The 14469-nt window shown below is 41.0% G+C and carries 12 protein-coding genes, 1 rRNA gene and 1 pseudogene; 5 read left to right on the forward strand and 9 right to left on the reverse strand.

What is annotated here, in order from left to right:
• Positions 1-6 precede the first annotated feature (6 nt).
• From AC4MC0_RS09130 to ftsY, 5 genes and pseudogenes are all read right to left on the reverse strand, one after another.
• A 16S ribosomal RNA gene (locus tag AC4MC0_RS09130) occupies positions 7-1544 on the reverse strand.
• Positions 1545-1971: 427 nt separating this feature from the next.
• Positions 1972-2634, reverse strand: coding sequence for a DUF2057 family protein (locus tag AC4MC0_RS09135; RefSeq protein WP_005401243.1), 663 nt, complete (start codon positions 2632-2634; stop codon positions 1972-1974).
• 197 nt (positions 2635-2831) lie between these two features.
• Positions 2832-3425 carry a nitroreductase family protein gene (locus AC4MC0_RS09140; RefSeq protein WP_004984621.1) on the reverse strand — a complete coding sequence of 198 codons (594 nt, stop codon included), beginning with the start codon at positions 3423-3425 and terminating at the stop codon, positions 2832-2834.
• Between the two features lie 172 nt (positions 3426-3597).
• Positions 3598-4286: pseudogene (locus tag AC4MC0_RS09145) on the reverse strand (nitroreductase family protein).
• Between the two features lie 193 nt (positions 4287-4479).
• Positions 4480-5586, reverse strand: coding sequence for a signal recognition particle-docking protein FtsY (ftsY, locus tag AC4MC0_RS09150; protein ID WP_126036255.1), 1107 nt, complete (start codon positions 5584-5586; stop codon positions 4480-4482).
• Between the two features lie 195 nt (positions 5587-5781).
• Here ftsY and AC4MC0_RS09155 point away from each other — a divergent pair, with 195 nt between their 5' ends.
• Entirely contained in the window at positions 5782-7161 is a 1380-nt protein-coding gene (locus AC4MC0_RS09155) for a M16 family metallopeptidase (protein WP_490737886.1), read from the forward strand.
• Entirely contained in the window at positions 7161-8753 is a 1593-nt protein-coding gene (locus AC4MC0_RS09160; protein WP_490737887.1) for a M16 family metallopeptidase, read from the forward strand. Before AC4MC0_RS09155 ends, AC4MC0_RS09160 begins: the two co-directional genes overlap by 1 nt.
• Before the next feature lie 377 nt (positions 8754-9130).
• Here the strand turns inward: AC4MC0_RS09160 and AC4MC0_RS09165 are convergent, their stop codons facing one another.
• A complete protein-coding gene (locus tag AC4MC0_RS09165; protein WP_004697078.1) occupies positions 9131-9490 on the reverse strand; it encodes a hypothetical protein in 360 nt (119 codons plus the stop codon).
• A 217-nt stretch (positions 9491-9707) separates the two neighbouring features.
• Between AC4MC0_RS09165 and AC4MC0_RS09170 the strand changes: the two genes are divergently transcribed.
• The 3 genes from AC4MC0_RS09170 to AC4MC0_RS09180 all read left to right on the forward strand — a co-directional run bounded on the left by AC4MC0_RS09170 (position 9708) and on the right by AC4MC0_RS09180 (position 11025).
• Positions 9708-9941 (forward strand): SEL1-like repeat protein, encoded by a 234-nt coding sequence (locus tag AC4MC0_RS09170; protein ID WP_004697075.1) that lies wholly within the window; start codon positions 9708-9710, stop codon positions 9939-9941.
• A gap of 140 nt (positions 9942-10081) precedes the next feature.
• The gene (locus AC4MC0_RS09175) at positions 10082-10462 is read left to right on the forward strand and encodes a DUF2750 domain-containing protein (protein WP_005401236.1); all 381 of its coding nucleotides are present in this window, start codon (positions 10082-10084) and stop codon (positions 10460-10462) included.
• Between the two features lie 131 nt (positions 10463-10593).
• Positions 10594-11025 carry a CBS domain-containing protein gene (locus tag AC4MC0_RS09180; protein WP_005401235.1) on the forward strand — a complete coding sequence of 144 codons (432 nt, stop codon included), beginning with the start codon at positions 10594-10596 and terminating at the stop codon, positions 11023-11025.
• A 133-nt stretch (positions 11026-11158) separates the two neighbouring features.
• On the opposite strand, the gene trpB is transcribed toward AC4MC0_RS09180, so the two are convergent.
• Genes trpB through AC4MC0_RS09195 form a run of 3 tightly spaced genes read right to left on the reverse strand, consistent with a single transcriptional unit; the run spans position 11159 to position 14461 of the window.
• Positions 11159-12367: a tryptophan synthase subunit beta gene (trpB, locus tag AC4MC0_RS09185; protein WP_490737888.1), complete on the reverse strand. Its 1209-nt coding sequence runs from the start codon at positions 12365-12367 to the stop codon at positions 11159-11161.
• 41 nt (positions 12368-12408) lie between these two features.
• Positions 12409-13596, reverse strand: a complete 1188-nt coding sequence (locus AC4MC0_RS09190) for a vWA domain-containing protein (protein WP_005401232.1) — start codon at positions 13594-13596, stop codon at positions 12409-12411.
• A gap of 13 nt (positions 13597-13609) precedes the next feature.
• On the reverse strand, positions 13610-14461 hold the full coding sequence (locus tag AC4MC0_RS09195) for an AAA family ATPase (RefSeq protein ID WP_004697065.1): 852 nt from the start codon (positions 14459-14461) through the stop codon (positions 13610-13612).
• Positions 14462-14469 lie beyond the last annotated feature (8 nt).

The raw sequence follows: 14469 nt of genomic DNA on the forward strand, positions 1-14469 counted from the left end.
TTTCGTTAAGGAGGTGATCCAGCCGCAGGTTCCCCTACGGCTACCTTGTTACGACTTCACCCCAGTCATCGGCCACACCGTGGTAAGCGTCCTCCTTGCGGTTAGACTACCTACTTCTGGTGCAACAAATTCCCATGGTGTGACGGGCGGTGTGTACAAGGCCCGGGAACGTATTCACCGCGGCATTCTGATCCGCGATTACTAGCGATTCCGACTTCATGGAGTCGAGTTGCAGACTCCAATCCGGACTACGATCGGCTTTTTGAGATTAGCATCCTATCGCTAGGTAGCAACCCTTTGTACCGACCATTGTAGCACGTGTGTAGCCCTGGTCGTAAGGGCCATGATGACTTGACGTCGTCCCCGCCTTCCTCCAGTTTGTCACTGGCAGTATCCTTAAAGTTCCCGGCTTAACCCGCTGGCAAATAAGGAAAAGGGTTGCGCTCGTTGCGGGACTTAACCCAACATCTCACGACACGAGCTGACGACAGCCATGCAGCACCTGTATGTAAGTTCCCGAAGGCACCAATCCATCTCTGGAAAGTTCTTACTATGTCAAGACCAGGTAAGGTTCTTCGCGTTGCATCGAATTAAACCACATGCTCCACCGCTTGTGCGGGCCCCCGTCAATTCATTTGAGTTTTAGTCTTGCGACCGTACTCCCCAGGCGGTCTACTTATCGCGTTAGCTGCGCCACTAAAGCCTCAAAGGCCCCAACGGCTAGTAGACATCGTTTACGGCATGGACTACCAGGGTATCTAATCCTGTTTGCTCCCCATGCTTTCGTACCTCAGCGTCAGTATTAGGCCAGATGGCTGCCTTCGCCATCGGTATTCCTCCAGATCTCTACGCATTTCACCGCTACACCTGGAATTCTACCATCCTCTCCCATACTCTAGCTTCCCAGTATCGAATGCAATTCCTAAGTTAAGCTCAGGGATTTCACATCCGACTTAAGAAGCCGCCTACGCACGCTTTACGCCCAGTAAATCCGATTAACGCTCGCACCCTCTGTATTACCGCGGCTGCTGGCACAGAGTTAGCCGGTGCTTATTCTGCGAGTAACGTCCACTATCCTAGAGTATTAATCTAAGTAGCCTCCTCCTCGCTTAAAGTGCTTTACAACCAAAAGGCCTTCTTCACACACGCGGCATGGCTGGATCAGGCTTTCGCCCATTGTCCAATATTCCCCACTGCTGCCTCCCGTAGGAGTCTGGGCCGTGTCTCAGTCCCAGTGTGGCGGATCATCCTCTCAGACCCGCTACAGATCGTCGCCTTGGTAGGCCTTTACCCCACCAACTAGCTAATCTGACTTAGGCTCATCTATTAGCGCAAGGTCCGAAGATCCCCTGCTTTCCCCCGTAGGGCGTATGCGGTATTAGCATTCCTTTCGGAATGTTGTCCCCCACTAATAGGCAGATTCCTAAGCATTACTCACCCGTCCGCCGCTAGGTCAGGTAGCAAGCTACCTTTCCCCGCTCGACTTGCATGTGTTAAGCCTGCCGCCAGCGTTCAATCTGAGCCATGATCAAACTCTTCAGTTAAAAATCATTAGTAGCTTATGGCTACAAATCTTGGCTCATCAATTTTCTGACAAATATTTCTCAAATAAACTTCGAGTAATTTTTACCATTCAATCAATGAAATATTTTCGATCGATCAATCAGTAAAAATCCACACAAGTTGTTCTTCATAATCTCTTAATGATCTTCTTACTGATTCGTCATCAGCAAGACCTTCGCTTTAAGTTATTCACTACATTGCGTTGGTGTCTGCGTATTCTATACAGTTTTATTTGCAGCACAAGAGCATTTAAATAAATAATTTAAAAAAACCATTCGACTGGTTATTTTTAAAGCAAAAAATACGTTTTAGGTTAAATTATGGTCAACATTATCAAGTTATCCACCATATAAATGCGCTATCTAAATAAAAAAAACAGCTAACGCTGTTTTTTTTAGAATGTACCAGCTACTGTGCTTGTTCAGCAAGCCAAGCCATAAACGCTTGGCGTTCAGATTTAGATGCACTTTTCCAAGTATTAATTAATTGTTGAGCATTGCCAGAACTTGTTAAATCTTTTTGTTTATCTGTCCCAGCTTTCGCAACAACAGCTTGTGACGTATAGACCGGTGCAGGTTGTACCACTGTCGTTGCTTTTTGAGTTAGATCGGTTGGTGCATCGCTAAATAAATTTTGAAGAATGCCTGCATTTTGAGTTTTACTGCCCTTTTGCTCAACCAGTAACTGATTTTTGGCATTGTATAGACCAAAGATCGGCTGCTTAGCATAAGCTTTGGCATCATCATGGTTTTGCGGAGGATTGATCAGTGCCAAACGGTAAGACTGTTGGTCTTGTAAAATTGGGGTCTTAATATTTACAATCCCTGAGCGAACGATATCGTGGGAGCCAATACCCGGATGCTCTTCAAAAAACTGGGTATAGCGAACACTGATAATATTTTCACCAGCATCAATATTATATTTATTGTCAGAACTGAATAAACGACTCTTAACCTCTTGCCCATTTAAGCCTTCAATTTTTATTTCCTCTGGAGCAGTAATAGTCACCGCTGAAAATACTGAAGTACTCAACATCAATGCTGCTGTTGCAAGGGTTATGCGTAAGGTCATTTTTACACTCTATCGATGGTTTATTAAAGTTTAGTTGCACTATGCAGTGTATAAATGACAATTTTATGACAATTTCTGAGCTTAGAACCAATTCGCAACTACAATATATATTGCTAAGCTTTGATATTTTAAAGATAAATCCTTAAACAAAAAAAGAGCAGATCTACTCTGCTCTTTTTCATTTTAATGACTAGCGATTAATTGAATGTTTTAAAGCGATCCGCTTCCGCCATAAATGTTTTTTCACCCGCAGGCGCTTCAATCGAACCAAAAACAAGTTGTGCACGAAGTTTCCAATTCGCAGGGATATCGAAGATCTCTGCAATCTCAGCATCTACGATTGGATTGTAATGCTGTAATGACGCACCAATATTTTGTTCAGATAACGCAGTCCATACGGCAAATTGAGCAATTGCAGAAGAATGTTCAGACCAAACTGGGAAATTATCTGCATAAAGCGCAAATTGTTCCTGCAATGATTTTACAACATCTTGGTCTTCATAAAATAAAACCGTACCATAGCCTGCAGCAAAGCTATTAATTTTTGCATTTGTGCCTTCAAAAGCAGCGTCTGGAACAATTTTACGTAAAGTTTCACGCACCACATTCCAAAACTGTAAATGCGACTCACCAAACAAAGTCACAATACGAGAAGTCTGTGAGTTAAATGCAGAAGGACTGTGATTTACCGCTTCTTTAATTACAGATTCAATTTGTTCTGGTGTTAATGCTACATTTTTACCAACAGCATAAATGGTACGACGTTGTTTGATGTGGTCTAAAAATGACATATTATTTTCCTCAGCGATCTCACGATCTTGTTATATGTGATTCATATTCATCATAGCTATAATTTCAAATTTGAACATGCTTAATTCAGCGACATAGTGTCTTAAAAATAGAACAATATGCCATAACATTACAAAACTTGATCTAGAAATCACTAAAGATTATTCCGTGTCATTATGCATAGATCATAAAGCGCTCTTCATCTTTATAATGTTCTTTTTCAGCGGCTTTTTCCTCTATCGAACCAAAGACCAATTGCGCACGTAACAGCCAATGTTTTGGAATCTCAAAAACCTTGGAGATATCAGCATCAATACTCGGGTTATAATGTTGTAATGACGCACCCAAACCTGCATCTGCTAAACAAGTCCATACAGCATATTGGGCCATACCTGAAACTTGCTCTGACCAAACTGGAAATTCTGCCGCATCAAAAGGAATTTTCTTTTGTAATTTTTGAATGATCTGCTGATCTTCATAGAATAGAACTGTACCAAATCCTGCCGAGCATTGATCAACCTTCAGTTCTACACCAGCAAAAATATGCGCGGGGACTAACTTGCGCTGCACTTCTTTTACGACATTCCAAAAGTGATGATGTGAATCGCCCATTAAAATCACAATACAAGTACTTTGTGAATTATGTGCCGAAGGACAACTTCGCACAGCCTCTTGGATCAATTCAGCTAAATACACCTGACTTAAATGTACACGCTTCCCTAAAACATAAATACTACGTCACTTTTTTAGTTGATCGATACAATGTGGTTTGTTTTAGGTCTTCTTCGTGATTTTTTTTTAAATTTTAAATCTTTGGTTAAATCCGTTGTTAGAACTTGTCCAATTTTATGTAATAAAGCCATACCGTGTTCCCCAAAATGTACAGTGATGCCTATTGTATTAGGTGCTAGTGTAATCTCAGGAGAATCACTTATATTCATTACGTGATTTCTAAATGCTTGTTTTTAAAACAAACAAATTGAATCAAAAAATAAACTCCGCATTTAGCGGAGTTTATGTGACTGATCTAACACTTTAAAATTGTGCTGTTCAATCTTATTTCTCTGTTTCGAACAAAGCAGCAACAAAGGATTTTGCAGAGAAAGGACGTAAGTCGTCAATTTTCTCACCGACACCAATGAAGCGAATTGGAACATGCGTACGACTGGCAATATTAAATAGTACACCACCTTTCGCAGTACCATCGAGCTTGGTAATCGTCAGGCCTGTCAAGCCAACTGCCTCATCAAACATTTCTACTTGATTAATCGCATTTTGACCTGTTCCTGCATCGACCACCAACATAACTTCGTGTGGCGCGGTCGCATCGATTTTTTGCATAACACGTTTTACTTTGGTCAACTCTTGCATGAGATGACCTTTGTTATGTAAACGACCTGCGGTATCTGCGATCAAAACATCAACACCTTTCGCGCGTGCACTTTCAAACGCATCGAAAATGACAGAAGCGCTATCAGCACCATGGCCTTGGGCTACTACGGCAATATTATTACGTTCACCCCAAATTTGAAGCTGCTCAGTCGCTGCCGCACGGAAAGTATCTCCCGCAGCAAGCATCACTTTCTTGCCTTCACCTTGTAAACGTTTTGCCAATTTACCAATGGTTGTGGTTTTACCCACACCGTTTACACCCACCACCAAAATTACATAAGGTGTTTTATTCGGATCGATATGTAAAGGTTTCACACGTGGTGCTAGTAAAGCCACCAACTCTTCCTGAAGTGCTTTATATAGTGAGTGCGAGTAAATTAAATCGCCACGTGCAGTACGTTCAGTTAAGTTGGTAATAATGGTTTTCGTTGCATCTACACCGATGTCGGCTACTAGAAGCTGTTCTTCAACTTCTTCAAGCAGTTCGTCATCAATTTCCTTACCACCGATCAAAATATTGACCATACCATCGGCAAGGTTTTTACGGGTTTTGGTTAACCCTTCTTTCATGCGACTAAAGAAACCGCCTTTTGCAGATGCATCTGCTTCTTCTGCACTTGTTTCAGCAACCACAACTGGACTAACAACTGTTTGCTCTTTTGTTTCAACGATTGGCACATTGACCACAGGTAAACTTGGTAGTGTGACATCGTCATCCCCGATATCAGCATCAATCAAAAATTTGTTCTGCTCATTAGATTGCTGTTGCATGCCGAATCCTTGAAAAGCACTGCGTTAAAAAAGACGGATTCTACCATAAAAGATAGGCTTTCGCTTAGCAACAATACTTTATGTAAACACTTAACAAATCAATACTTCTGGCGCTTGATCTACTTCGCATTTTTCTTAAGAATGGTTATTTATTGAAATGCTTTAACTTCACTTCAACCTGAGCCCAAATTTTATATGCATCACTTATTAGTCACGCATTCTTATAAAAAAAGTTTAGTTGCACTGGGTTTAACTCTACTTTGTTTACCTATAACTACCCATGCACAAATACGCAGTGAACTTACCCGCAGTAGTTTTGAAAACACTTTAAGCAATGGCTTGCAGGTGATTATCCGTGAAGATCACCGCTCCCCAATGGTCATGACCCAAATTTGGTACAAAGTCGGCAGTACCGATGAGTCTGGAAATATAACGGGTATTTCGCATGTGCTGGAACATATGATGTTTAAAGGCACATCCAAAGTCCCCAATGACGAATTCAGTCGCTTAAGTCGAATCTATGGCGGTACAGTAAATGCCGCAACATTTACCAATTACACCAATTACTATCAGCTTTATCCTAAAACTTACCTCCCAATGGCTTTAGAGCTTGAAGCAGATCGTATGCGCAATCTCTTACTACGGAAACAAGACTTTGACCCTGAAATTAAAGTCGTGATGGAGGAGCGACGCCTACGTACCGATGACAACCCCCGCTCACTCGCTTTCGAACGCTTCAAATGGATTTCTTATCCCACGAGTCACTATCGTCAACCCGTCATTGGGCACATGAAACACTTGCAAAATATAAGTCTAGATGACGTGAAGCAGTGGTATCAAAAATGGTATAGCCCAAACAATGCGATCTTGGTGATTGTGGGTGATGTCAATGCAGAATCTGCCTTAAGACAAGTTCAAAAATATTTTGGCGACATCAAAAGCCATCCAACACCTGTACGCAATGATGTGACTGAGTTTGAGAACATTGGCTACCGTCACATGGAGCAAAATACCAATGTTGAGGTGCCAAATTTATATATGGCTTGGAATGTGAAATCACTTGCAACAGCAAGCAATCCAGAAGATGTTTATGCACTCACACTTATTCGAAGCTTATTAGATAGCGGGATCAGCTCTCGATTACAACAGCGCCTTGTACGCGACAAAAAATTAGCGACCGCACTGAGTGTCAGTTATGACCCTTATAACCGTGGAGACAGTCTATTTAGTATCTCCGCACTTCCAGTCACTGGCGTGGAACTTCCTGAGCTACAAAAAGCCATTGAATATGAAATTGAGCGACTCAAAACAGAACTTGTTCAACCACAAGAGCTTGAACGGATTAGCACACGCTTTGTTGCAAACTTAATTTATGGTCAAGATGACATAGTCGGGCAAGCAAAGATGATTGGAAACTTAGCCGTGAATGGCTTGAATTATCGACTAATGGATCAGCTTCCACAGCATTTTGAAGCGGTTACACCTGAAGATATTCAGCAAGTTGCTAAAACTGCTTTTGTACGAGATAACTTAAGTACGTTGTACCTTCAACCAGAAAAGAAGGCCACAAAATAATGAAAAAACAAAAGACCATCTTTCACCTGTTATTTATTACCATGTCTACCTTTTGCACTACCAATGTAATTGCAGATGTAAGTACAAGTAGTATTAGCAATGATGACCCACGTACATTACAGTCTATTGCTTCTCTACAAAGCTTAAAACAGGTTCAAACCAGCGACCTTCATACAGCACCACATGTACACGAACTTAAGAACAAATACAAAGTTCGAAGTCTATTTGTTGAGTCACCCGCCTTACCTATGGTGGATATTCAACTTACCTTTAATGCAGGCTCTGCACGAGATGTAGAAGTAGAAAAAGGCCTATATGGTGTTGCCAATATGGCAGCACAACTCATCGATGAAGGCACTACGCAACATGATGCAGTTGAAATCGCGAATGCCTTTGAACAAGTCGGGGCTCGTTTTAGTGTAGCTGCACACCGTGACATGTTTGTGGTTCGACTGCGTTCGTTGTCTGACCCTAAAAAACTAGATGCTGCGGTAAGTACGATGCTTGAAGTATTAAAAGACTCTACTTTTAAAAATAACAGTATTAGTTTGATGGTGAGCAATACTCAAGTAGGTCAGAAGCAATTGAAAGAGAGCCCGAGTCGATTGATGAGCATTCGTTTCTATCGTGCGCTCTACGGTTCACACCCTTATGCGGAACCGATTACGGGAACCAATGGCAGTATTAAAAAAATTACGACTCAGCACTTAAAAAAATTCAGAGATGAATTTCTGGTTAGTCAAAATATGAATATTGCACTGACAGGCCAACTCAGTGTTAAACAAGCGCAGAAACTGGCTGAACGAATAAGTGCAGCCCTTCCGCAAGGTAAAGAAGCAAAGCCACTTGCTGTACCACAAGATAAACCTAACTTTGATATTCAACATATTGTATTTAATTCAACTCAAGCCCACGTCACCATGGGACATCTATCAACCACGCGGGATGATCCTGATCGTTTGGCGCTCGAACTGGCTAACCGTATGTTGGGTGGGGGTGGATTTAGCTCCATTTTAATGAAAGAACTACGCGTTAAACGTGGATACACCTATGGAGCAAACAGTGCTTTTACATTTAGTCAAGCGGCTGGAAGTTTTAGTCTAAGTTATTCAACCCAGCAAGATCAGCTCATGGACAGCATACAAGTGGCGCATAAAGCCCTAGTTGACTTTGTCCATCAACCAATTGATGCACAGCAGTTAGAAGAAACTAAAGCCGGTATGTTACGCAGCCTACCTAACAGCTATAGCAGCAATGCAAACATCAATGCACAACTCGGCTCTATAGGGTTTTATCAGCAAGATGCGAATTATTTAGCAGACTACCCAAAACGTTTAGCTACAATCACGCCTTTAGATGTTCAAAATGCGATACGTAAACATATTCACCCTGAGAGTCTTACCCTTGTGATTGTCAGTAACGCCTTAGATAAAGAGCAACTTCGACATATTTTAGAATTGAATCTTGATCCGAACATTAAGCAAAGCATACCGCATCCTGATCAAATTCCTGCGATTATTGAACCTCCGGAGCCAATGCCGGAAGCTGCTTCGCCCGATTCTGTTCAAACTGATGAGCCTGCATTAATCTAAAGTAATCAATATAGGAAATCTGGTTTTCCAAAACCAGATCTTGTGCCATCTCTTGTGTTTCTGGGAAAGTCGCTTGATGAGATAAGCGACTTACATTTTCAAATTGGCTTGGAGAAATGGGTCGAGATAAGGCAATACTCGATAAAATGACAATAAGCATAATGATCGATGCCATCAGACCATTATAAATTTGTACAAGCGTAATCTGTGATTTTAATTTAAGAATTTTTTGGATCGCAATGTGCATAACCTACCTCTAGTGAAACTAGTGTAAGTAGCGAATTGCATAATCACAAGTTGAAATGCTGAAAAATGCCCCCCATTAATGCTAAAGAGGACATAATTTCAGCAAGTCAGATTGTTTGTAAAGCAAAAGTCTAACCAACAATGCTACGAATAACTGCAAAATAGAGCACCAAGGCAATTACCCCCAATGCAATCATAATGGCGAAAGCCCCAACACCATTTTCTGCATCTGCAGGGTGTGCAGGATCGTCATCGGCAATACGTCTTAGCTCCCCATTGTATGTTTCATAAAAATCAGCCCGTTGATTTTCATCAAGCTGACGTGTGAAATCATAAACTCGTTTACGTTGTGCCAAACAAAAATCCCCAAGATGAATTTCTTGATGGAAAACTGCTTCATCTAATAGCGTTCGGTGATATTGCGCCAACGCTACAATTTGAGAAACAGTTGGAGGCATATCAAAATCAAAACCGTCTAATGTATTTGTCATGTTATTCTCCTTATAAAATACAGTTTCCTGTTTTATTATCATATTCAATCTTTTGATTGTTCATTGTTTAATCATGTAAACAAAATAAGATGAAGAATACTCGACAATATATTTGACAATTCCAGCAATTTGTAATAAATATTTAACATTAGCGTGATATTTATATCTAAAGGTAAAATTACCTTTAAGTGATCATAATTAGAATAAGGAGCTTAATATGATTCAACAAATCTCTCATCATGACTTAGAACATGCGTATGCGGATGCAGTAAACACCATTCAATCACAAATGAACTTCGTAGAAGCAGTACAACAGTTAGAAAGCGTTGCACGCGCTGGCCACGGTAAAGCAGCACTGTTTTTGGCAGAACTTTATTATCAAGGTTTCCGCGTAGAGCGCGACTCGCTTAAAGCACAATACTGGCAACAGCTTGCCACCATGAAAGCATAATAAAACGTCACCTAGGTGGCGTTTTTTTTAAGCCTAACATTTTGATATGACATATTTATTTACATAGTTATGCAAAGCTTACACTGAACTTTCATCTTAATTATTTAAAATAGCGTCATGTTCCTTAATGACATAACGCTATGTACAAAATTTTGAAACTACAACCGATTTCAAATCATTTATATTTAAAAATCAATATTCTAAGAGGCATGATGTACTGCGGTATTCTTTGGGGGCTTTACAACGCTGAACAGCAAGGCTGGGCGATGACCTCAGATCACGATGACTATGTTTTCCCCTTTTGGCTCAATGGTTTACACGCACACCAATATGCTCAATTGCACTGGCCAAACTATATTCCTAAAAAAATCACGCCGCAGGATTTCCAAAGCGCATTATTGCCTACTCTGTCACGCTTAAAAGTCACCCCTGCGCTATGTAATGGCACAAAGCGCATGAAGCTCAGTACGTCTCAAATGCGTCACTTTTTCTTCAATGACCATATTCTAGCACCAGCTTAAGGCCCATTAAGAACAATAAAGCTCAATTAACTTGTTATTTTATTGAGAGCTATGACTGTAAAGTATTTGCTTTTTTTTTAAATCGCGCTAATTTAAATATAAAACAATAACCACAACCGAGGATATGCCCTATGACCAATGTTGCTCAAGTATTAAAAGATAAAGTACATCAAGCAATCTACACCATCAGCCCTGAAGCCACCGTTTTTGAAGCAATTTCACTTATGGCAGATAAAGGCATTGGTGCACTTGTGGTCACACACGAAGAACGCGTTGTAGGTATATTGTCCGAACGTGACTACATGCGCAAAGTCATGTTGATGGAACGTACTTCAAAGCAAACCACAGTCAATGAAATTATGACAGCAAAAGTACTGACGGTCACAACAGCAGTTACGGTTGAAGAATGTTTAGACCTTATGACAGATCGCCATCTACGTCACTTGCCCGTGGTTGAACAAGATAAATTATTGGGACTCATTTCTATTGGTGACTTGGTGAAAGCGGCAATGGATGATCAAAAGAAACTGATTGAGCAACTACAACAGTATATTTCAGGTTAAGTTTTAATGGTGAGGTGTTCAATAATGAACGTATACTCAGCATTGGCTACTAATGATAAAAAATAAAGTTGAAACCATATAAAAATCCCTGCACTAAGCAGGGATTTTTATATAACTATGAAAGGCTTAAAACTTAGTTCAGACCTAATTTTGCAGCGACATAGTCTGCATCTTTGTCGCCACGACCAGATACATTCACCACAATTTTAATATCTTTGGCCAACTTTGGAGCTTCACGAAGCACCCACGCCACGGCATGTGAACTTTCAAGCGCAGGTACAATTCCTTCAACTCGCGACAACCGCATAAACGCATCCAAGCACTCTTGATCAGTCGCTGTAGTGTATTCAACACGACCTAAATCTTTCAGCAGACTGTGCTGAGGCCCGACGCCAGGATAATCTAGACCTGAAGCAATCGAGTGTACTGGTAACGGTTCACCTTGATCATTTTCAAGTACATAACACGCCATACCATGAATTTGACTTGGTTTACCTAAAGTTAAGGTTGCCGAGTGCATGTCGGTATCAAGACCATGACCAGCAGGCTCTACACCAATTAGTTTCACATCTGCATCGTTTAAAAATGCGGTGAAAGCACCCATAGCATTTGAACCACCACCCACACATGCAACCACATAATCTGGGTTCGCACCAAAGCGCTCATAGGTTTGTTCTTTAATTTCTTTACCAATAATCGACTGGAAGTCGCGCACCATCATTGGAAATGGATGTGGCCCAACAACCGAACCAATAGCATAGATATAATTGGTTGGATCTTTTAAATACTCTTCAAAAGCACTGTCCACAGCATCTTTCAATGTTGCAGTACCACGTGTCACTGAAATGAGTGTTGCTCCAAGGATTTTCATTTTGACGACATTGGGATGTTCTTTTTCAATATCCACCTGCCCCATATGAATTTCACACGGAATCCCGACCAAAGCACAGGCGGTTGCTAGTGCAACGCCGTGTTGGCCCGCACCCGTTTCTGCAATCACTTTGGTTTTACCCATATATTTTGCAAGCAGCGCTTCACCCAAACAGTGATTAATTTTATGTGCGCCTGTGTGGTTTAAGTCTTCACGTTTAAGATAAATCTGTGCCCCGCCCAACTGTTCAGATAACCGTTTTGCATAAAACAACGGACTTGGACGACCAACATAGTGCGCAAACAGTTCAGCAAGTTCAGTTTGAAATTCTTCTGTTACACGAATTTGCTCGTAAGCGACTTTAATGTCATCCATTGCCGCTTTTAAGTGAGGCGGGATAAACTGACCACCATAGCTCCCAAAAAAGCCCGCGTCATTAGGCAAAGCAATACCATTAATTTGATGATCCATTTTTATGATCCTTATTCTTAAAATGTGCTTTCTTTCCAGCTTTATCGTGCTAAATACTTAGTCATATCCTCAACGCCTTTGAGGGTCATTGGGTACATATGGTCTTCAAAAATTTGCTTAATCAAACCAATCGTATGGGTGTAATGCCAATAACGATCTTCTTCTGGGTTCAACCATGCTGTTTTTTCAAAATGGTTGCGTAAACGCTGTAGCCAGACATTGCCTGCTTCATCATTCATATATTCAACCGAACCACCCACAGAATTGAGTTCATAAGGTGCCATAGAGGCATCTCCAACCACAATTACACGATAGTCGCGTCCATAGGTATTGAATAAATCCCATGTATTCATACGGGTGCTTGAGCGACGCACATTGTCTTTCCAAACATAGTCATATAAACAGTTATGGAAATAGAAATACTCTAAGGTTTTAAACTCAGTTTTCGCCGCACTAAACAGTTTTTCGCATTGTGCAATATGTGAATCCATCGATCCACCCACATCAAACAACATCAGCACCTTAATACGATTACGACGTTCAGGCACGAGCTGCACATCAAGTATGCCTTGCTTCGCTGTTTCGCGAATTGTACCATCGATGTCTAACTCTTCAGCCGCACCTTGTCTGGCAAATTTACGTAAACGACGCAATGCCATTTGCATTTGGCGCGTTCCGAGAATTTGATCATCATCCAAATTCTGATATTTACGTTGTTCCCAAACTTTTACAGCAGAACGTTTACGTCCTGGCCCACCAATACGCACCCCTTCAGGATGATCACCATAAGCACCAAATGGAGACGTTCCTCCAGTGCCGATCATCTTGTTTCCACCCTGATGTTTCTTATGCTGCTCGCGTAAACGTTCTTCCAGCATTTTCATGAGTTCTTCTAATGAACCTGCTTTCTTTAATTCTTCACGCTGCTCAGGGCTTAGATGCTTTTCTAAGAGTTCTAAATCGAACCAGTCTTTCGGTAACTTTTGAACTTTATTGAGTAAATCATCTAAATCAAAAGTTGAAATCCCATCAAAATAGTCCTTCATGCCTCGGTCAAATTTGTCAAAGAAGCGTTCATCTTTCACCATAATCGTTTTGGCGAGTTGATAGAACTCTTCTTGATCGGCAAAGACCAGACCTGAAGCAACAGCTTCATTCAGATCGATCAGTTCACGCGTCGAGACGGGAACACCGTATTTGCGTAAGGTATAAAACAAGCGCACAAACATGCGTGTTTCTCCTTTAACGACGAGACATGAAGGCTAAACGTTCAAGCAACTGTACATCTTGTTCGTTTTTAATGAGTGCGCCATATAAAGGTGGAATGGCTTTAGACTTATCATGATTACGCAGTACATCTTCTGGCATATCATCGGCCATCAGCAAGCTTAACCAGTCAATCAATTCAGAAGTTGATGGTGGTTTTTTTAGACCCGGAACTTGACGTAATTTGAAGAAAACTTGTAATGCTTCATTGACCAATGCAGTTGAAATTTGCGGAAAATGAACATCAATAATTTCACGCATGGTTGCGTCGTCTGGAAATTCAATATAGTGGAAGAAACAACGACGTAAGAATGCATCTGGAAGTTCTTTTTCATTATTTGAAGTAATAATCACAATAGGACGTTGTGATGCAGTAATGGTTTCGCCTGTCTCATATACATAGAAAGACATCTTATCCAATTCATGCAACAAGTCATTTGGAAACTCAATGTCTGCCTTATCAATTTCATCAATCAATAAAACACAACGCTCTTCACTGGTGAACGCTTCCCACAATTTACCCGGTTTAATATAGTTTTTAATGTCATAAACACGGTCGTCACCCAGTTGGCTGTCACGTAGACGTGAAACCGCGTCATACTCATATAAACCTTGCTGGGCTTTTGTGGTTGACTTAATGTGCCAAGTCAACAATTTTAAGCCTAAGCTTTCAGCCACTTGTTCAGCCAGTAAAGTTTTACCCGTACCTGGCTCACCTTTGACCAATAAAGGCTTTTGTAAGCTACGTGCAGCTTTTACAGCAAGTTTTAAACTATCGGTAGCGATGTACTGATCTGTACCCGTAAATTGTTGTGTTTCAACAGACATGATTAAAC

The organism is Acinetobacter sp. CAU_H_S139_7 (assembly GCF_058599305.1).

Bases quoted from the DNA above. Each gene is read 5' to 3' on its own strand.
- AC4MC0_RS09135 (WP_005401243.1), bottom strand. From the start codon at position 2,634: ATGACCTTACGCATAACCCTTGCAACAGCAGCATTGATGTTGAGTACT.
- AC4MC0_RS09140 (WP_004984621.1), bottom strand. From the start codon at position 3,425: ATGTCATTTTTAGACCACATCAAACAACGTCGTACCATTTATGCTGTT.
- ftsY (WP_126036255.1), bottom strand. From the start codon at position 5,586: ATGCAACAGCAATCTAATGAGCAGAACAAATTTTTGATTGATGCTGAT.
- AC4MC0_RS09155 (WP_490737886.1), top strand. From the start codon at position 5,782: ATGCATCACTTATTAGTCACGCATTCTTATAAAAAAAGTTTAGTTGCA.
- AC4MC0_RS09160 (WP_490737887.1), top strand. From the start codon at position 7,161: ATGAAAAAACAAAAGACCATCTTTCACCTGTTATTTATTACCATGTCT.
- AC4MC0_RS09165 (WP_004697078.1), bottom strand. From the start codon at position 9,490: ATGACAAATACATTAGACGGTTTTGATTTTGATATGCCTCCAACTGTT.
- AC4MC0_RS09170 (WP_004697075.1), top strand. From the start codon at position 9,708: ATGATTCAACAAATCTCTCATCATGACTTAGAACATGCGTATGCGGAT.
- AC4MC0_RS09175 (WP_005401236.1), top strand. From the start codon at position 10,082: ATGTACAAAATTTTGAAACTACAACCGATTTCAAATCATTTATATTTA.
- AC4MC0_RS09180 (WP_005401235.1), top strand. From the start codon at position 10,594: ATGACCAATGTTGCTCAAGTATTAAAAGATAAAGTACATCAAGCAATC.
- trpB (WP_490737888.1), bottom strand. From the start codon at position 12,367: ATGGATCATCAAATTAATGGTATTGCTTTGCCTAATGACGCGGGCTTT.
- AC4MC0_RS09190 (WP_005401232.1), bottom strand. From the start codon at position 13,596: ATGTTTGTGCGCTTGTTTTATACCTTACGCAAATACGGTGTTCCCGTC.
- AC4MC0_RS09195 (WP_004697065.1), bottom strand. From the start codon at position 14,461: ATGTCTGTTGAAACACAACAATTTACGGGTACAGATCAGTACATCGCT.